Source organism: Stenotrophomonas sp. AS1 (genome assembly GCF_048957655.1).
In the GTDB taxonomy this organism is placed as follows: Bacteria; Pseudomonadota; Gammaproteobacteria; order Xanthomonadales; family Xanthomonadaceae; genus Stenotrophomonas; species Stenotrophomonas bentonitica_A.
In genome coordinates, this window is sequence record NZ_JARVXM010000003.1 from 651874 (window position 1) to 671697 (window position 19824).

Genomic DNA, 19824 nt, shown 5'->3' on the forward strand with positions numbered 1-19824 from the left:
TCAGGGCGCCGGCACGCGGGCCAGCAGCTCGGCGACCAGGCGCTCACCGTCCCAGCCTTCGGCGGTGGCCTCGTAGCTGGGCAGCACGCGGTGGCGCAGTACGTCCGGCGCCACGTTGCGCACATCTTCCGGGGTGACGAAGTCACGCCCGGCCAGCCAGGCGCGCGCACGCGCACAGCGTTCCAGCGCGATAGAGCCACGCGGGCTGGCGCCCCAGGCGATGCGCCGGGCCAGTGCCGGGTCGTAGCGGGCGGCATCGCGCGAGGCCAGCACGATCTCGATCAGGTAACGCTCCAGCGCCGGTGCCACGTGCAGCGACAGCACCGCCTTGCGCGCGGCGAACACATCGCTCAGCGGCATGCGGGCCGGCGCGGCGGCCGGCGTGGACAGCGCCTCGCGGGCGCGCTCGCGGGCCAGGCGCAGGATTTCGGTCTCCGCATCCGAATCGGGATAGCCGATCCGCACATGCATCAGGAAGCGGTCCAGCTGGGCTTCGGGCAGCGGGAAGGTGCCTTCCTGCTCGATCGGGTTCTGCGTGGCCATCACCAGGAACAGCGAGGGCAGCGGATAGGTATGCCGGCCCACGGTGACCTGGCGCTCGCCCATGGCTTCGAGCAGCGCGGACTGCACCTTGGCCGGGGCGCGGTTGATTTCGTCGGCAAGCAGGATGGGATGGAAGATCGGGCCGGGCACGAACTCGAACCGCCCTTCCTGCGGGCGCCAGATCTCGGTACCGGTCAGGTCGGCCGGCAGCAGGTCCGGGGTGAACTGCACGCGCGAGAAATCCGCATCCAGCCGGGCGGCCAGGGCACGGATCGCGGTGGTCTTGGCCAGGCCCGGGGCGCCTTCGACCAGCAGGTGGCCATCCGCCAGCAGTGCGGTCAGCAGGCGCTCGACGAGCGCGCTCTGGCCGACGATTTCGGACGACAGACCATCGCGCAGCGCGCGGAAGGCATCGTGCAGGCGGTCGTGCTCCACCGGAGCGGGCGTGGGGGTATCGGGCATGGGGGGCGGCAGATTCATGGCATCCATGTGACCTCCACGGTGGGCAGAGGTTCCATCGCCATGATGGCAGGACAGCGCCGGTTACGACATCAAGATTGGCTGAACGCAGAAAGGGCCGCACGCGGCGGCCCTTTCGTCACTGCATGAGGGTGCGTATCAATTCACGGCCGGGGTGGTCCGGGACACGCGCAGCACCTTGGGGGTCACGAACACCAGCAGTTCGGCCTTGTCCTTGTTGCGGCTGCGCTTCTTGAACAGATTGCCCAGGAACGGCACGTCGCCCAGGAACGGTACCTTGTTGACGCTGTTGCGGTCGGTGAACTCATACACGCCACCGATCACCACGGTCTGGCCATCATCGACCAGCACGGCGGTGTTCACTTCCCGGCGGTTGATGGTCGGCACGGTGCCGTAGCCATCCAGGACGATGTAGCTGTCCACTTCATCCTTCTTGACCGCCATGTTCAGGAACACGCGGTTGTCGTTGGTGATGGTCGGGGTGACCTTCAACTCCAGCACCACTTCCTTGAACTGCACGTTGGCCTGGGCCACACCGCCGGCACCGCCACCGCTGATGGTGACGTAGCCGATTTCCTTACCCTGCTTGATCACCGCTTCGCGCTGGTTGGTGGTCACCACGCGCGGGTTGGAGATCACTTCGCCGCGGGATTCTTCCTGCATGGCCGACAGTTCGACGTCCAGCAGATAACCGGCATTGAGGATCGACAGCGCCAGCGAGCCGGGGCTCTTGAGCGCGTCCACCGGCAGGTTCCAGTTCAACCCGCTGTTGATGGTGGACGGCGCGCGGACCGGGATCGCGCCGGTGCGGCCTCCGGCCACCCACTCGTTGATGGCCTTCTGGTATTCGAAATCCTTGGCCGCACGGTCGTTGATGTTCTTGCCGTTCTGCCCGAGGTCGCCGCTGAAGTACACGTTGTCGCGGCTGCCGCTGATGCCGAACTTCGCGCCGAGCTCGCGTGCGAAGGTATCGGTGGCGATCACGATCCGGCTTTCGATCAGCACCTGGTCGACCGGACGGTCGATCACGTTGATCAGCTCGCGCATCCGCGCGATCTTCTTCGGGATGTCGCTGATCATCAGCGTATTGGTGCGCTCGTCGGCCACGATCCGGCCACGCGAGGACAGGAAGCCACTTTCTTCCTGCGAATTGCTGCCACTGCCACTGCCGCCGCTGCCGCTGTTGCCGCCGCCGATACCCTTGGCCTCGGTCAGCGCTTTGAAGATCACCGCAGCGTTGTGGTAGTTGATCTGGATGTAATCGGTGACCAGGTCCTCGCGATTCTCGATCGCGATGCGCGCGTCTTCCTTGTCCTGCTCGAACTTGGCCAGCTCCGGCTGCGGTGCAACCCAGATCACGCCGCCATCGCGGCGCTTGTCCAGGCCCTTGGCGCGCAGCACGATGTCCAGCGCCTGGTCCCACGGCACGTTGATCAGGCGCAGGGTCACGTTGCCCTGCACGCTGTCGGAGGCGACCACGTTGAGGTTGGATTCCTCGGCCACCAGCTGCAGCACGGTACGTACCGGCACGTCCTGGAAGTTGAAGGTCACCGGCTTGCCGCTGTAGCCGCGCTGGGCGACGGACGCCGCCGCCTGGCTGACCGTGGCGGCATTGACCGCACCGGTTGCCGGGGCCGCCTGGCGCGGGCTGATCTCCACCACGTACTCGTTGCCGCTCTGGTAGGCCAGCGATTCGAACGCGGTGTTGGTGTTGAGCACCAGCTGGGTGCCGCCCCCATACGGCTTGGCGTCGATGCGCTGCACCGGGGTGGCGAAGTCGGTCACGTTGATCGGCTTCTGCAGGCTTTCCGGCAGGCGCGCATTACCCACGTCGATGACGACGCTGTTGCCCTGGCTGCGCAGATCCGGGCTGGCGCCCTGACCGTCAAACTGCAGGATCAGCCGGCCGGCGCCATCGTCGCCGCGCTTGAAGTCGATCTTGGACACCGACAGCGAGGCCGGCGCAGTCGCCGGCGCGGTGGTGGCCGCCGGTTTGGGCACGGCGCCGCTGGGCGTGGCCGCCATCAGCGTGCCGTTGGCCACCATGAGCGCGACTCCCAGCGCGCACAGGTGGATCAGCTTCTGCCGCCGGACCGGACGCAGCCGCAGGGCGTTGGAAAAGGTCATCGTGCTATCCCCATAATCATTCATTGATCTTCAAGCGCGAGCGTTGCCGGCCGTTCCAGCCAGCCACCCGCGCCATCCGGCACCAGTTCAATCAGCTCAATCCGGTCCTCGAAGACCCCGGTCACCCGCCCGTCGCTCTGCCCCAGATAGACGCCCGGACGCACCCGATAGGTGACCTTGTCCGGTGCCATCACCAGCACGACGAGTCCGCCCCCACGGCCGATCGAACCCACCATGTCCAGGCTGTCCAGCGGGAAATCTTCCAGCGGCTCCTTGCGGCGGTTCGGATCCGGACGCAGCCCCGATCCCCCTTGCGGATTGGTCCAGGCGTCGGTGAACGGGTCGCGCATCCCCTGCGCGGAATACTCAAACGTCTCGAACTGCTGCATCACCGGCAACGGTTCAAGCGGCGGTGCCGGGCGTGCACGCACGTCGGCCACCCACTTTTCCAGGTTCGGTGCATCGCCGGGCGTGCTGGTCACGCCGCGCGCGCAGCCGGCCAGCAGCACCACGCCCAACAGGCCGCATACCCGTGCGGTCGGGTTCAAGCGGCTCATTTCCGGCCTCCCTTGGCGGCCTTTTCCTGCTCGGCAGCGGCTTTCTCCTGGGCTTCCATCTCCACGTCATCCAGGTAACGGTAGGTCTTGACCGTTCCGGACAACTCCAGCGCACCGCTGCGGGCGGTGATGCCGGTCTTGGGATCCTTGGGCTTCAGGTTGATGTCGTGCATGGTCAGGATGACCACGCGCGGCAGCGAGGCCACGCCACTGACGAAGGCACCGAACTGGTGGTAACTGCCCACCATGCGCAGGGCGATCGGCTTTTCTGCGTAGAACTCCTTGGGCTGCTCGGCACCGGGCTGGAACAGCTCGTTGGCCAGCCCGCTGGAGAGCGCCGTCTGCGAGATGTCGATGATCAGATCCGGCATTTCGGTCTTGCTGGGCAACTGGCGCAGCATCTGCTGCAGCACCTGCTCCATCTGGGTCAGCTGCTGCTTGAGCGGCTCCAGATTGACGGCACGGCCCTGTTCTTTCTCGAACTCGGTGCGCAGCTCGGCTTCCTTGTTGACCAGGGCCGAGAGCTCGTCACGCTTGCCGCTGATCAGCAGGAACCAGCCCATGACCACGATGAACAGGGCGAGGACGACGCAGAACACAACCTTGGCCTGCTGCGGCCAGTTGCCGATGTTGTTGAAATCCAGCTCTTTGAGGTTGATTTTCTGGCTCATTGCTGGCTCCCCTCCGGCGCATTGGCAGGCGCCGGCGGAGGTGCGGGCGGCGTGGTCGGAACAATGCGGCTACCGGCCGGCTTGGCCGGTGCGGCGGCGTCCGAAGCGGCCGACCCTGCCGGTGCGGCGGCCGGATCCTGCGATGGCGCGGGGGCGGCGGACAGCGGGGCGACCGGGGCAACCGGCGCGGCGGCGGCGGTGGTATCGACCACAGAACCATCCGCGGACAGGGCGGCATCGCTCTGTGCGGGCAGGTTCACCTTGACCACGAACATGTACGGCAGGGACTTGATGTCCAGCAGCTGCCCGGGGGCGGTGGAGGTCTTCTCCTTATCCGGCGCCTTGGCCTCGATGATCGACAGCTCCGGGTTGGTCATCCAGCCCGAGCTTTCCAGGTTGCGCATGTAGGCACTGACGCGCGCATTGGACTGCGTGCGCCCTTCCAGGGTCAGCACGTCGCCTTCCTGCTTGAGCGTGGTCAGCACGACCCCGTCCGGAATGGTCCGCACCAGCGCATCGAACAGATGCACCATCTGCGAGCGCTTGGCCTGCAGTTCCTCGATCACGCCCTTGCGTGCCAGCAGGCGGTCCTTCTGGCGGTCCAGGCGCTCGATTTCCTTGTTCTGCTCCTTGACCTTGTCGATCTCGGCCTGCAGGAAGGTGTTGCGATCCACCTGCCCGCTGACCTGGCGGTCGTAATAGAACCAGATCAACAGCGACAGCAGCAGACCGCCGATGGCGGCGGCACCGAGCATCGCGTAGAAGTCGCGCTGGCGTTGCTTGCGCCGCTCGGCGCGCCAGGGCAATAAATTGATGCGCGCCATCAGTCAAAGCTCCTCAGCGCCAGACCGGTGGCGATCATCAGCGCCGGGGCGTCCTGGGCCAGGGCGTGTGCCTGCACCTTCGGGCCCAGGGTCATCTGTGCCAGCGGGTTGGCCACCACGGTGGCCACGCCCAGCTGCTCTTCCACCATGTCCGGCAGGCCGGTCAGGGCCGCGCAGCCACCGGCGAGCACGATGTGGTCGACCCGGTTGAACTCGCTGCCTGCATAGAAGAACTGCAGCAGGCGACTGATCTGCTGGACCGTGGCTTCCTTGAACGGCTCGAGCACTTCCATCTCGTAGCTTTCCGGCAGCCCGCCCTGGCGCTTGGCCAGGCCGGCCTCTTCGTAGGTCAGCCCGTAACGGCGCATCACTTCGTCGGTCAGCTGCTTGCCGCCGAACACCTGTTCGCGGCTGTACAGGCTGCGGCCGCCGCGCAGGACATTCAGAGTGGTCATGGTGGCGCCGATGTCCACCAGCGCGACCACGCCATCACTGGCCACCGGCAGCTCGCTGGCGACCAGGGCAAAGGCGTTCTCGACCGCGAAGGCCTCCACGTCCATGACCCGCGCCACCAGCCCGCCCAGCTCCAGTGCCGACTGGCGCAGCTCGACGTTCTCTGAACGCGAGGCGGCCAGCAGCACCTGGACCATTTCCGGGTTGTTCGGAATCGCACCCAGCACTTCGAAGTCGAGGTTCACTTCCTCGATCGGGTACGGAATGTAGTTGACCGCCTCGAGCTCGACCTGGGCTTCCATGTCGTTCTCATCCAGGTCGGCGGGCATCGGGATCAGCTTGGTGATCACGGCCGACCCGGCCACGGCTGCCGCCGCATGGCGTGCCTTGGTTCCGGAGCGGTTCACGGCACGTCGAATGGCCTCCCCGACCGCTTCGACCTCCACGATGTTCTTTTCCACGACCGCATTCGGCGGGAGTGGTTCCACGGCGTAATGTTCCACGCGGAAACGATTGCCGCTGCGGGATAACTGCAACAGCTTTACTGCAGTCGAGCTGATATCGACGCCGATAAGAGGCGACTGGCTTTTTGGGATAAGCCCCACGGTTTCTCCCCTGCCGATGGGCACTTGGACGCAGAACCTGCGACCGCGCATTAATAATGTTTTTTTTGCAAATCGCAACCGTCAAGCTGTAAAACGGGCATCACTGCTCGTTTCACGCGTCCCCAGACGGTGATCGATTGCTCTCCCCGGGAACACCCCCAGCCGTTCCCTTGCGTAATCTATACTCTGCGACCACGAAATTCGCAATCGGAATCTGTCACTGATGACACGTCTTCGCCGTTGGCTGCGCTGGATGCTGGTCGCGTTCCTGGTCCTGGCATTGATCGGCGCCGCGGTTGCCGGCGGCCTTTATTACGCCGTCTCCTCCAAGCTCCCGGACGTGCAGACCCTGCGCGACGTCGAGATGCAGGAGCCCATGTACGTCTATGCCAGCGATGGCAAGCTGATGGCGGTGTTCGGCGAGACCCGGCGCACCCCCATCACCATGAAGGACGTCCCCGAGCGCCTCAAGCAGGCCTTCCTGGCCACCGAGGACGCCCGCTTCTACGAGCACGGCGGCGTGGACTACAAGGGCATCGGCCGCGCGGTGTGGCTGCTGGCCACCACCAACGACAAGCGCGTGCCCGGTGGTTCGACCATCACCCAGCAGGTCGCCCGCCAGTTCTTCCTGAGCTCGGAGTACAGCTACACCCGCAAGCTGGCCGAGATCCTGCTGGCGCGGAAGATCGAGAGCGAGCTGAGCAAGGACGAGATCTTCGAGCTGTATCTCAACAAGAGCTTCTTCGGCAACCGCGCCTACGGCGTGGCCGCCGCGGCCGAGTTCTACTACGGCAAGAAGCTGGGCGAGCTGGACCTGGACGAAATGGCCTCGCTGGCCGGCATCCCCAAGTTCCCCTCCAGCGGCAACCCGCTCAGCAACCCCGAGCGCGCCCGCGAGCGCCGCGACTTCTATGTGCTGCAGCGCATGGCCAGCCTGGGCTTCATCTCCCAGGCCGAGGCCGACGCGGCCAAGGCCGTGCCGATGCACGCCACCGCGCATGAGCCGCCGCTGCAGGTGGAGGCCCCGTACGTGGCCGAGCTGGTCCGCCAGGAAATGATCGCCCGCTTCGGCGGCGACGTGGTCAACAAGGGTTACCACGTGACCACCACGATCAACGCCGAACTGCAGACCGCAGCCAACCTCTCGGTGCGCGACGGCCTGCTGGCCTACGACCACCGCCACGGTTGGCACGGGGTGGAGCAGCACGTGGAGGTCCCGGCCGACGCCGACGCCGCCGCGCTGGCCACCAAGCTGTCCGGCATTCCGGCGCAGACCGGCCTGCTGCCGGCGATCGTCGCCACCACCGCCGCCGATGGCAGCGCCACCGTGGTGCTGGGCAACCGCAGCGAAGTGGTGCTGCCGGCCAACGCCGCGCGCTGGACCAACAAGACTCCGGCCAAACTGGTCACCCGCGGCGACATCGTGCGCGTGCGCGCCGGCGAGAAAGAAGGCGAGTGGCTGCTCGACCAGATCCCGCGCGGCCAGGCTGCGCTGGTCTCGCTGGATGCCGAAAACGGCGCACTGAAAGCGTTGGTCGGTGGCTTCAGCTTCTCGGGCAACAAGTTCAACCGCGCCACCCAGGCGCGCCGCCAGCCGGGCTCGAGCTTCAAGCCCTTCATCTACGCGGCGGCCTTCGACAAGGGCTTCAACCCGGCCTCGATCGTGCTCGACGCCCCGGTCGTGTTCCGCGACCGCCGCGGCAAGACCTGGTCGCCGCAGAACGATGGCGGCGGCTTCCGTGGCCCGATGCGCCTGCGTGAAGCGCTGGTGCAGTCGCGCAACCTGGTCTCGGTGCGCCTGCTCGACGGCATGGGCGTGGATTACGCGCGCAAGTACATCAGCGAATTCGGCTTCGCCGAGGCCGAGCTGCCGCCGAACCTGTCGATGTCGCTGGGCACCGCGTCGCTGACCCCGCTCTCCGTGGCCCGCGGTTACGCGGTGTTCGCCAACGGCGGCTCGCGGGTCGATACCTGGCTGATCGATCGGGTCACCGACCGTGATGGCGTGGAAGTGTTCAAGGAAAACCCGGCTGTTGCCTGCCGCGATTGCGCCGGCAACAGCGGCGTGCCGGTCAGCCAGGTGGTGGACGGCTTCAACTTCGGCTCCGCGCCGGCGGCAAACACCGCACCGGCCAAGCCCCAGCAGGCGACCGCCGCTGCCGAGGCACCGGCCCCGGTGCCGGTCAACCCGGATGCCAAGGTCGCGCCGCGCGCGATCGATGCGCGTACCGCGTACCAGCTGAACTCGATGATGCGCGACGTGGTCCAGCGCGGCACCGGCACCGCGGCCAAGGTGCTCGGCCGCGAGGACGTGGGCGGCAAGACCGGCTCGACCAACGATCACCGCGATGCCTGGTTCTCCGGTTTCGGTGGCCCGTACGCGACCACCGTGTGGGTCGGCCGCGACGACTTCCGCTCGCTCGGCTACCGCGAATACGGCGGCCGCGCCGCCCTGCCGATCTGGATCGAGTACATGCGCATGGCGCTCAAGGACACGCCGATCGCGCAGAACGAGCCGCCGTCGGGCATGGTCCAGGCCACGCTCAACGGCGCCACCGAGTGGGTCAAGGTCGAAGACATGGAGAAGCTGGAGGAGTACGACTTCAACAGCCACACCCCGCAGGCCGACGACGCCGCGTTCGATATCTTCTGACTGCGTGCGCCGGGTACGCCCGGCGCCCCCCTCCTGCGTATCGTCCGCCCCATCGCCCGGTAGAGCCACCCCATGGGTGGCTGCACGCAATCCCTGATCGCAGGCACAGCCACGCATGGCGTGGCTCTACCCGCCTGTCACATCGCCGGTGTACATTGCCGTGCAGGTCGCCAAGGAGTACCGGTCATGCATCGAGCCCGTCAGCATGCAGCCACGCAGACCCGTGAGCGCCGCCACCAGTTGGCGCATGAGGCCGCCCGCCTGATGGCCGAGGGCGGCATCCGCGATTACCACCAGGCCAAGCTCAAGGCCGCGACACGGCTCGGCATCCATGACGATGCCTCCCTGCCCCGCAACACCGAGATCGAAGACGCCCTGCGTGAGTACCAGCGCCTGTTTGCCGGTGCCGACCACGGTGCGCAGCTGCGCCAGCGCCGCGAGGCCGCCCTGCGCGCGATGGAGTTCCTCAAGGCGTTCTCGCCGCGCCTGTGCGGCCCGGTGCTCGATGGCACCGCCGATGCCAACAGTCCCGTGCAGCTGCAGGTGCACAGCGACGATGCCGATGCGGTGCAGCGCTTCTTCGACGAACACGGCATCCCGGCCGAATCGCGTACGCGCCGGCTGCGACTGGACCGCGAACGCAGCCTGGATGCGCCGGTCTGGATCTTCAGTGCCGAAGCGCTGACGTTCGACATCGCCGTGCTGCCCTACGATGGCCTGCGCCAGCCGCCGCTGTCGGCCATCGATGAAAAGCCGATGCGGCGTGCCTCGGCAGCGCAACTGCGCGAGCTGCTGGCCGACAGTGAGATCGAGGGGTACCTCGGCAGCCGCTGAGCGCCCTGCTCCGGTGGGCCAGGTCAGGCATCGCCGAACGGGGCGAGAAACCGCTCGATGGCCGTGACCAGGGCCAGCGGGGTTTCATTCATCGGGTAATGCCCGGCGTTGCCCAGCACCTCGAGGGACGCGTGCGCATAGCGGCGCAGGTACGTCCGCTCCATCAGCGCAGCGTTGAACACCGGATCGTGCTCGCCGACCAGCACCTTCAGCGGATGTCGGCCCACGATCCCGGCACTGAAATCGGTGTCGGCCCACGCCGGGAAATAGGCCGCGAAGGCCTCCGCTGAGGCGCGCTGCATCGAGTACTGCGCCTTCCAGTCCAGCCACGTGCCGGGCAGCCGCCCGCCGGTGCTGCGATCGATGATGCCGCGACGGATCTCCGCACTGCCCGCTGCCGCCTCCAGCAGTCGTCGCGTCGGCGGCTCATGCGCGATGCCCCCACAAGGTACCGGTGCAACCGCGACCAGCGCACGCACACGGTCCGGTGCGAGCACCGCGATGCGCTCGATGGCCATGCCACCCATGGAATGGCCGACCACGCTGAAGGTGTCGATGCCCAGCGCATCGGCCAGGGTGAGCGCGTCCGTGGCGATCTCCTCGATCGTGAATTCGCCGCGCGCAGCGTGCATGCCACCGTAGCCGCGGCAATCCATGAAGACGTAGCTGAACACTTCGCCGGACAGCCACGGCTCGATCGGCGCGAACGCATGCGCGTCGCCGAACCAGCCATGCAGCACCAGGACAGGGTGCGCGCCGGTGCCGACGCGGTGAAAGGTATTGGCCATGGCTGCGGCATCAGGAAGGAAGCGGGGGGTGATGCTAAGCCGGCCGCGCATGGCCCGCCTTCGATGCCAGGTCAATGACGATAGAATCCGGGCCATGCGCAACACCCTGCTCGATCCCTACGAAGACCTCCCGCGCGCCGTGGTCGTTACCGCGAACGACCATGCCGCCGGATCGGTCTTTCCGGCGCACACGCACCGGCGCGGCCAGTTCGCTTTCGCCTCGCGCGGCACCATCAGCCTGAGCACGTCCGAGGGGCACTGGCTGGTACCGCCGCAGCGCGCATGCTGGGTGCCCGCGGGCATCACGCATGCGATGACCATGCGCGGCCCGGTCACGATGCTCAATGTGTTCGTGGCCGCCGAGGAAGTCGCCGCGGTCGAGTTGCCTGCGCGCTGCGGCGTCTACGGCGTCTCGCCGCTGCTGCGGCATCTGCTGGATGATGCAATCGACCTGCCGGCGATGTACGACCAGCGCGGTCGCGCCGGCCGGCTGATGCAGCTGCTTGTCGCAGAGATGGCCGCCATGCCGCGCCTGTCCCTGCATGCACCGCTGCCCTGCGAGCCGCGCCTTGTCCGCGCCTGCCAGCAGGTATTGGACCGGCCTGCGATCACGACGGGCCTGGACGAGATCGCCGGCGACGCCGGCATGAGCCGGCGTACCTTCACGCGCCAGTTCCGCGTGGAAACCGGGGTGAGCTTTGCCGAATGGCGCCAACAGGTCTGCCTGCTCGCCGCGATTGAACGCCTGGGTCACGGCCAGCCGGTCACCCGGGTCGCACTGGACCTGGGCTACGCCAGCCCCAGTGCGTTTTCATCGGCGTTCCGCCGAGTGCTGGGGACATCGCCCAGCCGCTACGCCCACACGCGCTGAGACGCGGCACTGCAGGCAGAACGCCCCGGGGTGCCGGGCGCCAGGCAGTCCGGCGGTTCAGCGGCTCAGCGCGGGCCGACGATGCTTACGTGCTCCACATCGATATCGGTGGGCTTGAAGCGATGCGTATCCACTTCGCCGTGCAGTTCCACCACCGTCGTCGCGCTCACCGCCTGGTGGGCGGGCAGATCCTTGTCATCGATCTCGACATCGATCTCGCCGGTGGCGTCCTTGAAGCGATAGCGCTCGTGCCCGATCTTGGCGATCAGCGCGCCGCGCAGCACGACGGGCTGGTCGTCACGCTGGCTGCGGGCTTCCGCCACCGTGGTGACGGCGCTGGTGGCACCCGGGCCGGTGTACTGGGCATGCACACCGGGACTGAACACGCTCACCGGTACGGCGAAGGCAAAAAGGGCAATCAGACGGTTCATCTGGACTCCATGGAAAAAGAAAACGCCCCGCGATGCGGGGCGTTTTCATCACGACCTGCCGGGGCGATCAGCCCTGGTAGTCACGCACGTCGCTGCCGGTGTAGACCTGGCGCGGACGGCCGATCTTCATTTCCGGATCGACCTGCTGTTCCAGCCAATGGGCGACCCAGCCGGAGGTACGGCCCAGGGCGAACATGACGGTGAACATTTCGGTCGGGATCTGCAACGCCTTGTAGATGATGCCGCTGTAGAAATCGACGTTCGGGTACAGCTTGCGGGCGACGAAGTAGTCATCCTGCAGCGCGGCCTGCTCCAGCTTGACGGCCACGTCCAGCAGCGGATCCTGCACGCCCAGCTGTTCCAGCACCTTGCCGGTCATCACGCCGATGACCTTGGCACGCGGGTCGAAGTTCTTGTACACGCGGTGGCCAAAGCCCATCAGGCGGAAGCCGGAGGTCTTGTCCTTGGCCTTGAGCACGGCGGACTCGACGTTGTCGGCGGTGCCGATTTCTTCGAGCATCTTCAGCACGGCTTCGTTGGCACCGCCGTGGGCCGGACCCCACAGCGCGGTGACGCCAGCGGCGACCGACGCATACGGGTTGGCACCGGTCGAACCGACCAGGCGCACGGTCGAGGTCGAGGCGTTCTGCTCGTGATCGGCGTGCAGGATGAACAGCAGATCCAGCGCCTTGACCACGTCCTGGTTCAGCTCGTACGTGCCATCGGCCGACTCGAAGGTCTGCTTCAGGAAGCGGCTGACGTAATCCAGCGAGGTGTCCGGCTTGTTGGCCGGCAGGCCCTTGCCGTGGCGGTAGATCAGGGCCGACAGGGTCGGCACCTTGGCGATCAGGCGCACGGCGGCGTGGCGACGCTGTTCGGCGTCGGACAGATCCAGCGAGGCGTGGTAGATGCCCGACAGCTGCGCGATGGCGGCGGTCAGGATGGCCATCGGATGGGCATCCTTGGCGAAGCTGCCGATCAGCGTGTTGATCGACGGATCCACATCGGCCTCGGCGGCCAGCTCGTCGGTGAAGGCCTTCAGCTGCTCGGCGCTCGGACGCTCGCCGTTGATCAGCAGGTAGGCCACTTCGACGTAGCTCGACTTTTCCGAGAGCTGCTCGATGGGATAGCCGCGATACAGCAGCACGCCCTTGTCACCGTCGATGTAGGTGATGGCGGACTTGCAGCTGGCGGTGGCGGTGAAGCCGGAGTCGTACGTGAAGAGACCGGTTTCCTTGGTCAGCTTCGAGATATCGACGCAATCGTTGCCGAGCGTGGGTTTGATGACTGGCAGAACAACCGACTTGTCGCCGGCGTTGAGCGTGACCTGATCAAGATCGGACACTGTGTGCGCTCCTCGAGGGAAGGCGCCCGCCCAAGCGCATGGGTCAGGCACGTGAAGGAAGTCCACGATCGTTATCGTGGATCCCGCCATTATCGCACAGCAACATTTTCGACGCCCTAGGACGGAAGTCGTAGACGCAGGTCCGGGGCGCGGCGAAGGCGCTGTTGCAGCCGTCCCAAGGCATGGCGCCCGATCACGGACACAGCGTTCCGTCGGCGGGGCGCACGGGCCTCACCTGGCGTTCAGCAATCCGGAAACAACAAAAAACAACGGCCGCCAAGGCGACCGTTGTTTTCATGCAGCTGCGTTGACAGCTCAGGCCGCGGTCGGCGCCGGCTTGCCGAAACGCTTCTGGAACTTGTCGATACGGCCGCTGGTGTCGATCACCTTGTGCTTGCCCGTGTAGAACGGATGCGAAGCCGAGGAGATTTCAACCTTGACGAGCGGGTACTCGTTGCCGTCTTCCCACTTGATCGTGTCCTTGGTGGACATGGTCGAGCGGGTCAGGATCTTGAAATCAGAGGTAACGTCGTGGAAAACCACGTCGCGGTAAGCAGGATGAATATCGGCCTTCATGGGCGCGCACCGTAATAAGGGCTGGTGGTCAAGAGCGGCATTATAGTCCCGGCCGCCGCAAAGGGCAAGCCGGGTCCATCAACCGTGCGAAAGGTCCGCCGCAGCGGCGTCGTCAGACGCCGAGTGCCGCCCTCACCTGGGCCTCGAAGCGACCCTGGTCGTAGGCCATCAGCAGCTGGGTGTTGTCAGGCTGCCCGGTCTGGCGGTTCCAGTCGACAATGGTAGCACCCCGGCTGTGCACGCCGGCCAGTTCCACGTTCAGGGGACGCGATTCGACCCGCAGGGCACCCTCGGGCTGCAGCGCCCAGGCCATGGCCAGGGCATCGGCGGCGAACCAGCGCTCGCCACGGCTGTCTTCGGACCACAGGCGGGTCTGGCGCGAGATCAACTCGTAGAAGCGGGCCTTGTCGGTATCGGCGGCCAGCCACTTCTCGACATCCGCATGCAGCAGGCCGTGGGCGACCGTGGCTTCCCAATCGGCCACTTCGATGTGCGGGAAGCCGGTGAACACCACGTGCGCCGCTTCGGGATCGAAGGCGATGTTGAACTCGGCCGCCGGGGTGATGTTGCCGTGGCAGGTTACCGCCCCGCCCATCACCAGGAAGCGCTTCACGCGCTGCGGCAGGGTCGGGTCGAGTTTGAGGGCCAGGGCCAGGTTGGTCAGCGGGCCGAGCGCGACCAGGAACAGTTCACCGGCGTATTCGTGCGACAGGCGCAGGATCGCCAGCGCCGCATGCTCGGCCTCGGCCTGGCGCTTGGCGGCCGGCAGGTTCACATCGCCAAAGCCATCGGCGCCGTGCACATGGGCGGCATCAACGGAGGGGTGCAGCAGCGGATCGGCGGTACCGGCGTAGACCGGCACATCGTCGCGGCCAGCCACTTCGCACAGTTTCAGGGCATTGCGGACCGTGTGGTCCAGGCCAACGTTGCCGGCGGCGATGGTCAGGCCAACGATATCGTGGCGCTCATCGGCGAAGGCCATCAACAGGGCCAGGGCATCATCGACACCCGGGTCGGTGTCGATCAACAGCGGAATCTTCTTGCTCATCGTTGCCGTCTTGATAATCGGCAAGGGACTTTCGCACCCCGCCATGACAAATACAAGGCGGTGCCCTTGGCGGCCTGCGGCCAGGCGTCATGCCGATGCGTAGCGCACGGCCGTGCCGATCCAGCGCCGCACCACCTGGTCGGCCACGTCAGGCGCCTCCGCCAGCAGCCGCTCGGCCAGATCGTGCACGCCCGGCAGCAGGTCCGCATCGCGGGCCAGATCAGCCATGCGGAACCCGGCCAGGCCGGTCTGCCGCGTCCCCAGCAGTTCGCCGGGGCCACGCAGTTCCAAGTCCTTCTCCGCGATCAGGAAACCATCGTTGGTCTGCCGCATCGTCTCCAGCCGCTCGCGCGCCATGTTCGACAGCGGCGCCTGGTACAGCAGCACGCAGCGCGACACCGCCGAGCCGCGCCCTACCCGGCCGCGCAGCTGGTGCAGCTGGGCCAGCCCGAGGCGCTCGGCGTTCTCGATGATCATCAACGACGCATTGGGCACGTCCACGCCCACTTCGATCACGGTGGTGGCGACCAGCAGATCGATCTCGCCGGCCTTGAAGGCAACCATCGTGGCCAGCTTCTCGCTCGCCTTCAGCCGCCCGTGCACGAGCCCGACGCGCACGCCGGGCAGCAACGCCTGCAGCGATTCGAACGTGGCCTGGGCCGGCGTAGCATCGAGTTCTTCGCTTTCTTCGATCAGCGTGCAGACCCAGTACACCTGCTGGCCTTCGCGGCACGCCACCGCGATGCGTTCGATCAGCTCCGGGCGACGGTCGTTGTTGAGCGCCACGGTCTGCACCGGCGTGCGCCCGGGGGGCAGTTCGTCGATGGCCGACACGTCCAGATCGGCGTACTCGGACATCGCCAACGTGCGCGGAATCGGCGTGGCCGTCATCACCAGCTGGTGCGGCACGCTGCGTCCGTCGGCGCCCTTGTCGCGCAGGGCTAGGCGTTGATGCACGCCGAAGCGGTGCTGCTCATCGACGATCGCCAGCGCCAGGTCCTTGAACACCACGCTTTCCTGCATCAGCGCGTGCGTGCCGACCACCACCTGCGCCTCGCCCGAGGCGACCTCGGCCAGCACCTTGGCGCGCGCCTTGCCGGTGACCTTGCCGGCCAGCCATGCGGTGCGCACGCCCAGCGGTGCCAGCCAGGCGCGAAGATTGTTCATGTGCTGCTCGGCCAGCAGTTCGGTCGGCGCGGCCAGCGCGACCTGCTTGCCCCGCTCCACCGCCAGCATCGCCGCCAGGGCGGCGACCACGGTCTTGCCCGAGCCGACATCGCCCTGCACCAGCCGCAGCATCGGATGCGCCTTGGCCAGGTCCTTGCGGATCTGCTCGAACACGCGCTGCTGCGCACCGGTCAACTGGAACGGCAGGCTGTCGCGCAGCTGGGCCACCAACGCGCCCTGCCCGCGCAGCGACGGCGCGTGATGGGCCTGCAGCGCCATGCGCTGACGCCGCAGGCTGAGGTGATGTGCCAGCAGTTCTTCCATCGCCAGCCGGCGTTGCGCCGGATGCCGCCCCGCGGCCAGCGCCGCCAGATCCGCATCCGGCGGTGGCCGGTGCACCGTCAGCAACGCACTGCGCAGCGAGGGCAGGCCCAGCCCGGACAACCAGCCAGCCGGCAGCAGTTCCAGCGTGGATTCTTCCGGCAACCGGTCCAGCGCCAACCCGATGAACCGGCGCATCGTCGCCGGCCCGACCCCTTCGACCGCCGGATAGACCGGGTCGAGGCTGTCACCGAGCTCGTCATCGTCATGGCTGCCCATCACCCGGTAGCTGGGGTGGACAATCTCCAGCCCGAGATGACCGGGCTTGGCGGTGCCGTAGCAGCGGATGCGCGTGCCCACGGCGAACTGCGAGACCTGCTGGGCGCGGAAGTGGAAGAACCGCAGCACCAGCGTGCCGTAGGAATCATCTTCGATGGCGACCTTGAGCACCGGTCGACCACGGAAACCGCGCTCGACCGCACTCACCCGCCCTTCCACCTGTGCCGCCACGCCCGGCTGCAACCGGGCGATGGTGGTCAGCCGGGTCCGATCTTCATAGCGCAGCGGCAGGTGCAGCCACAGATCCTGCAGCGAGGACAGGCCACGGGCAGCCAGCTTGGTCGCCACCGCCGGCCCGATGCCGGAGAGCATCGACAACGATGCCTCCCCGGCCGCGGTCAGCGCCGGTGCAGGAGCCCGTGACCGCGCCACGTCAGGCCTGGTCGAGCACCATCACCGCATCGACTTCGAAGTTGGCCGCCTTCGGCAGACCTGACACTTCGATGGTCGAACGCGCCGGGAACGGCGCCTTGAAGTAGTCCTGCATCACCGCATTGACCTTGGCGAACTCGCCCAGATCGGTCAGGTACAGGCCCAGGCGGACGATCTGGTCCAGCGAACCGCCGGCTTCTTCGGCCACAGCCTTCAGATTGTCGAACGCACGGCGGGCCTGCGCCTCGATGTCGCCGGCACCAACGATGTCACCGGTGGCCGGGTCCAGCGGGATCTGGCCGGAGAAGTACACGGTATTGCCGGCGCGCACGGCCTGCGAATACGGACCGATCGCGGCCGGGGCGTTGGCGCTGGTGATGATCTGGCGGGACATGGAAGCTCCAGGGAACAAAAGTGGGCCCACCATTGTACCGCCGAAGCCAAGGCCCGAAGCCGCAATCCCTGGTAGAGCCGACCGTTGGTCGGCTGGCCGGAGAATGACGAAGACGATCGGTCGGCAGGCCGACCATATCGATCATCGCCGCATGGCGTGCAGGCAGCCGACCAACGGTCGGCTCTACGGAACGCGGCTTATTGCCTGCGGACCGATTGCACGACCGACAACCGCCGCAGCCTGCGCATGACCTCGGCCAGGTGGTTGCGGTCGCGGACCTGGATGTTGAAGGCCAGCACCGCCGCATTGAAATCGCGGTCCAGGTAATCGACCCGTTCGATGTTCGAATGGCTCTGCGCGATCGCCGCTGCCAACTGGGCCAGCACGCCGGTCCCGTTCTCCACTTCCACGATCAAGGACGTGTCGTAATCACCCGACACCGTCGTATCCCACCCGATCGGCACCCAGCGCTCGGGCGACTTGCGCAGCTCGGCCAGGTTCGGGCAATCCAGACGGTGCACCACGATGCCCTTGCCGGCGGTGTGGTAGCCCATGATGTCGTCGCCCGGAATCGGCTGGCAGCAGTTGGCGAAGCTGACCACGCCGCGCTCGCTGCCATTGATCAGGATCTTCTCCTGCGAATGCTTCGAATGCGCCCCACCGCGCAGCTCGGCGTAGGCCATCAGCGCCTGCGCGGCCTGGTTGGGCATCCAGTTGCCCAGCGCCACTTCGGCCAGCAGGGCCTCCAGGCGGGGGTAACGGTGTTCGGCCAGGAACGCATCCAGGCGCCCCTTCGGCAGGCGCTCCAGCGAGCTGTCCATCGCCTCCAGCGCGCGGTCGAGCATGCGGTGGCCCAGCTGGACCGCGTCTTCGTGCTCCAGCTGTTTAAGCTGGTGGCGGATCGCGGTGCGCGCCTTGGAACTGACCACGAATTCCAGCCACTGCGGCTTGGGCGTGGCCGAGCGCGCGGTGATCACTTCCACGGTCTGGCCACTGACCAGCTTGGTGCGCAGCGGCACCAGCTTCTTGTCCACGCGCGAGGCCACGGCCATGTTGCCCACATCGGTGTGCACCGCATAGGCGAAATCGAGCGCGGTGGAGTTGCGCGGCAGGGCCAGGATCTTGCCCTTCGGGGTGAACAGGTAGACCTCGTCCGGGAACAGGTCCACCTTGACGTTGTCCAGGAACTCCAGCGACGAACCGGCGGCGCGCTGGGAATCGATCAGTTCCACGATCCAGGCATGCGCACGGCTCTGCGCACTGTTGGGCGAATCGCCACCGAACTTGTACGTCCAGTGCGCCGCCACACCGCGCTCGGCGATCAGGTCCATCTCTTCGGTGCGGATCTGCACCTCGATCGGCGAACCATACGGCCCGAACAACACCGTGTGCAATGACTGGTAGCCGTTGGCCTTGGGGATGGCGATGAAATCGCGGAAGCGACCGTCCAGCGGCTTGAAGGTGGCATGCACCGAGCCCAGCGCGTGATAACAGTTGGGCACGTTGCGCACCACCAACCGGAACCCGAACACATCCATCACCTGATCGAAGGATTTGTTCTCGTCGCGCATCTTGTTGTAGATGCTCCACGGCGTCTTGATGCGGCTGACCAGGCGGTGCTCCAGCCCTTCCTTGGCCAGGCGCTGGCTCAACTGCACCTCCACCTGCGCCATCGCCTCGCGGCGGACCACCGGCTGGCTGCGGATGTGCTTTTCCAGGATGGCGTGGCGCCACGGATACAGCGCTTTGAAGCCCAGGTTCTGCAGCTCGCTCTTGACCAGGCTCATGCCCAGCCGCTGCGCGATGGGCGCGTAGATTTCCAGCGTCTCGCGCGCGATCCGGCCACGCGCCTCGCGGCTCTGCGCGCCGAGGGTACGCATGTTGTGCAGGCGGTCGGCGAGCTTGATCATGATCACGCGCAGGTCGCGCGACATCGCCAGCAGCATCTTGCGGAAGCTCTCGGCCGCCGCTTCCTGCCGGTCGCGGAACTTCAGCTTGTCCAGCTTGGTGACGCCGTCGACCAGCTCGGCCACGGCCTCGCCGAACTCGGCGGCCAGCTCTTCGCGGGTCAGCGGGGTGTCTTCGATGGTGTCGTGCAGGATCGCCGCGATCAGCGCCTCCACGTCCAGGCCGAGCTCGGCCAGGACCTGGGCCACGGCGACCGGATGGGTGATGTAGGGCTCGCCCGACTTGCGGGTCTGGCCGGCATGCGCGGCGGCGCCTACTTCCCAGGCGCGGCGCAGCAGCGGCAGTTGGTCGGGCGGCAGATAGTGCGCTGCGCGCTCAAGCTGGAGGACATAATCGGGTACGGCCGCGCCGGCGGGCGTGGCGACCTTGGCAGTGGGGCCTGGGTTCATGCTCAAAGACTATGCCAGCGGCGTGATATCGGCAAACCCCTGAACAGGGAGTTTCACCTGCAACAACA

At 66.7% G+C, this 19824-nt stretch carries 17 protein-coding genes; 3 read left to right on the forward strand and 14 right to left on the reverse strand.

Features of this window, described 5'->3' with window-relative positions:
- From PV764_RS07090 to PV764_RS07115, 6 genes are all read right to left on the reverse strand, one after another.
- Positions 1 to 1023, reverse strand: coding sequence for an AAA family ATPase (locus PV764_RS07090; RefSeq protein ID WP_070471396.1), 1023 nt, complete (start codon positions 1021 to 1023; stop codon positions 1 to 3).
- A 138-nt stretch (positions 1024 to 1161) separates the two neighbouring features.
- Complete coding sequence (locus tag PV764_RS07095; RefSeq protein WP_026069885.1) at positions 1162 to 3150, reverse strand: type IV pilus secretin PilQ; 1989 nt, start codon at positions 3148 to 3150, stop codon at positions 1162 to 1164.
- 20 nt (positions 3151 to 3170) lie between these two features.
- Positions 3171 to 3707: a pilus assembly protein PilP gene (locus PV764_RS07100; protein ID WP_019183883.1), complete on the reverse strand. Its 537-nt coding sequence runs from the start codon at positions 3705 to 3707 to the stop codon at positions 3171 to 3173.
- Entirely contained in the window at positions 3704 to 4378 is a 675-nt protein-coding gene (locus PV764_RS07105) for a type 4a pilus biogenesis protein PilO (RefSeq protein ID WP_019183882.1), read from the reverse strand. The genes PV764_RS07100 and PV764_RS07105 overlap by 4 nt, the downstream gene beginning before the upstream one ends.
- Positions 4375 to 5202 (reverse strand): PilN domain-containing protein, encoded by an 828-nt coding sequence (locus PV764_RS07110; protein WP_046274007.1) that lies wholly within the window; start codon positions 5200 to 5202, stop codon positions 4375 to 4377. The genes PV764_RS07105 and PV764_RS07110 overlap by 4 nt, the downstream gene beginning before the upstream one ends.
- Positions 5202 to 6260, reverse strand: coding sequence for a pilus assembly protein PilM (locus PV764_RS07115; RefSeq protein ID WP_019183880.1), 1059 nt, complete (start codon positions 6258 to 6260; stop codon positions 5202 to 5204). Before PV764_RS07115 ends, PV764_RS07110 begins: the two co-directional genes overlap by 1 nt.
- Positions 6261 to 6483: 223 nt before the next feature.
- On the opposite strand from PV764_RS07115, the gene PV764_RS07120 reads away from it, so the two are divergent.
- Both PV764_RS07120 and PV764_RS07125 read left to right on the forward strand, forming a co-directional pair.
- The gene (locus PV764_RS07120) at positions 6484 to 8913 is read left to right on the forward strand and encodes a penicillin-binding protein 1A (protein ID WP_421116363.1); all 2430 of its coding nucleotides are present in this window, start codon (positions 6484 to 6486) and stop codon (positions 8911 to 8913) included.
- A gap of 186 nt (positions 8914 to 9099) precedes the next feature.
- On the forward strand, positions 9100 to 9747 hold the full coding sequence (locus tag PV764_RS07125) for a hypothetical protein (protein ID WP_019183878.1): 648 nt from the start codon (positions 9100 to 9102) through the stop codon (positions 9745 to 9747).
- Between the two features lie 23 nt (positions 9748 to 9770).
- On the opposite strand, the gene PV764_RS07130 is transcribed toward PV764_RS07125, so the two are convergent.
- A complete protein-coding gene (locus PV764_RS07130) occupies positions 9771 to 10535 on the reverse strand; it encodes an alpha/beta fold hydrolase (protein ID WP_046274010.1) in 765 nt (254 codons plus the stop codon).
- Positions 10536 to 10629: 94 nt separating this feature from the next.
- On the opposite strand from PV764_RS07130, the gene PV764_RS07135 reads away from it, so the two are divergent.
- Entirely contained in the window at positions 10630 to 11406 is a 777-nt protein-coding gene (locus tag PV764_RS07135; protein WP_421116364.1) for an AraC family transcriptional regulator, read from the forward strand.
- Positions 11407 to 11471: 65 nt separating this feature from the next.
- Here the strand turns inward: PV764_RS07135 and PV764_RS07140 are convergent, their stop codons facing one another.
- The 7 genes from PV764_RS07140 to PV764_RS07170 all read right to left on the reverse strand — a co-directional run bounded on the left by PV764_RS07140 (position 11472) and on the right by PV764_RS07170 (position 19756).
- A complete protein-coding gene (locus tag PV764_RS07140; RefSeq protein WP_019183875.1) occupies positions 11472 to 11837 on the reverse strand; it encodes a NirD/YgiW/YdeI family stress tolerance protein in 366 nt (121 codons plus the stop codon).
- Between the two features lie 67 nt (positions 11838 to 11904).
- A complete protein-coding gene (locus PV764_RS07145) occupies positions 11905 to 13272 on the reverse strand; it encodes a citrate synthase (RefSeq protein ID WP_399617150.1) in 1368 nt (455 codons plus the stop codon).
- Positions 13273 to 13497: 225 nt separating this feature from the next.
- A complete protein-coding gene (locus PV764_RS07150) occupies positions 13498 to 13758 on the reverse strand; it encodes a type B 50S ribosomal protein L31 (RefSeq protein ID WP_019183873.1) in 261 nt (86 codons plus the stop codon).
- A gap of 112 nt (positions 13759 to 13870) precedes the next feature.
- Positions 13871 to 14806: a nucleoside hydrolase gene (locus PV764_RS07155; protein ID WP_019183872.1), complete on the reverse strand. Its 936-nt coding sequence runs from the start codon at positions 14804 to 14806 to the stop codon at positions 13871 to 13873.
- 87 nt (positions 14807 to 14893) lie between these two features.
- Positions 14894 to 17005, reverse strand: coding sequence for an ATP-dependent DNA helicase RecG (gene recG / locus PV764_RS07160; protein WP_399617145.1), 2112 nt, complete (start codon positions 17003 to 17005; stop codon positions 14894 to 14896).
- A gap of 1 nt (position 17006) precedes the next feature.
- Complete coding sequence (locus tag PV764_RS07165; protein ID WP_019183870.1) at positions 17007 to 17399, reverse strand: RidA family protein; 393 nt, start codon at positions 17397 to 17399, stop codon at positions 17007 to 17009.
- Between the two features lie 197 nt (positions 17400 to 17596).
- On the reverse strand, positions 17597 to 19756 hold the full coding sequence (locus tag PV764_RS07170; protein WP_019183869.1) for a RelA/SpoT family protein: 2160 nt from the start codon (positions 19754 to 19756) through the stop codon (positions 17597 to 17599).
- Between the last annotated feature and the right edge of the window lie 68 nt (positions 19757 to 19824).

What these genes read in the sequence shown, in the direction of transcription:
- PV764_RS07090 (WP_070471396.1), bottom strand. Translation starts at nt 1,023, where the DNA reads ATGAATCTGCCGCCCCCCATGCCCGATACCCCCACGCCCGCTCCGGTG.
- PV764_RS07095 (WP_026069885.1), bottom strand. Translation starts at nt 3,150, where the DNA reads ATGACCTTTTCCAACGCCCTGCGGCTGCGTCCGGTCCGGCGGCAGAAG.
- PV764_RS07100 (WP_019183883.1), bottom strand. Translation starts at nt 3,707, where the DNA reads ATGAGCCGCTTGAACCCGACCGCACGGGTATGCGGCCTGTTGGGCGTG.
- PV764_RS07105 (WP_019183882.1), bottom strand. Translation starts at nt 4,378, where the DNA reads ATGAGCCAGAAAATCAACCTCAAAGAGCTGGATTTCAACAACATCGGC.
- PV764_RS07110 (WP_046274007.1), bottom strand. Translation starts at nt 5,202, where the DNA reads ATGGCGCGCATCAATTTATTGCCCTGGCGCGCCGAGCGGCGCAAGCAA.
- PV764_RS07120 (WP_421116363.1), top strand. Translation starts at nt 6,484, where the DNA reads ATGACACGTCTTCGCCGTTGGCTGCGCTGGATGCTGGTCGCGTTCCTG.
- PV764_RS07125 (WP_019183878.1), top strand. Translation starts at nt 9,100, where the DNA reads ATGCATCGAGCCCGTCAGCATGCAGCCACGCAGACCCGTGAGCGCCGC.
- PV764_RS07130 (WP_046274010.1), bottom strand. Translation starts at nt 10,535, where the DNA reads ATGGCCAATACCTTTCACCGCGTCGGCACCGGCGCGCACCCTGTCCTG.
- PV764_RS07135 (WP_421116364.1), top strand. Translation starts at nt 10,630, where the DNA reads ATGCGCAACACCCTGCTCGATCCCTACGAAGACCTCCCGCGCGCCGTG.
- PV764_RS07140 (WP_019183875.1), bottom strand. Translation starts at nt 11,837, where the DNA reads ATGAACCGTCTGATTGCCCTTTTTGCCTTCGCCGTACCGGTGAGCGTG.
- PV764_RS07145 (WP_399617150.1), bottom strand. Translation starts at nt 13,272, where the DNA reads ATGGCGGGATCCACGATAACGATCGTGGACTTCCTTCACGTGCCTGAC.
- PV764_RS07150 (WP_019183873.1), bottom strand. Translation starts at nt 13,758, where the DNA reads ATGAAGGCCGATATTCATCCTGCTTACCGCGACGTGGTTTTCCACGAC.
- PV764_RS07155 (WP_019183872.1), bottom strand. Translation starts at nt 14,806, where the DNA reads ATGAGCAAGAAGATTCCGCTGTTGATCGACACCGACCCGGGTGTCGAT.
- PV764_RS07165 (WP_019183870.1), bottom strand. Translation starts at nt 17,399, where the DNA reads ATGTCCCGCCAGATCATCACCAGCGCCAACGCCCCGGCCGCGATCGGT.
- PV764_RS07170 (WP_019183869.1), bottom strand. Translation starts at nt 19,756, where the DNA reads ATGAACCCAGGCCCCACTGCCAAGGTCGCCACGCCCGCCGGCGCGGCC.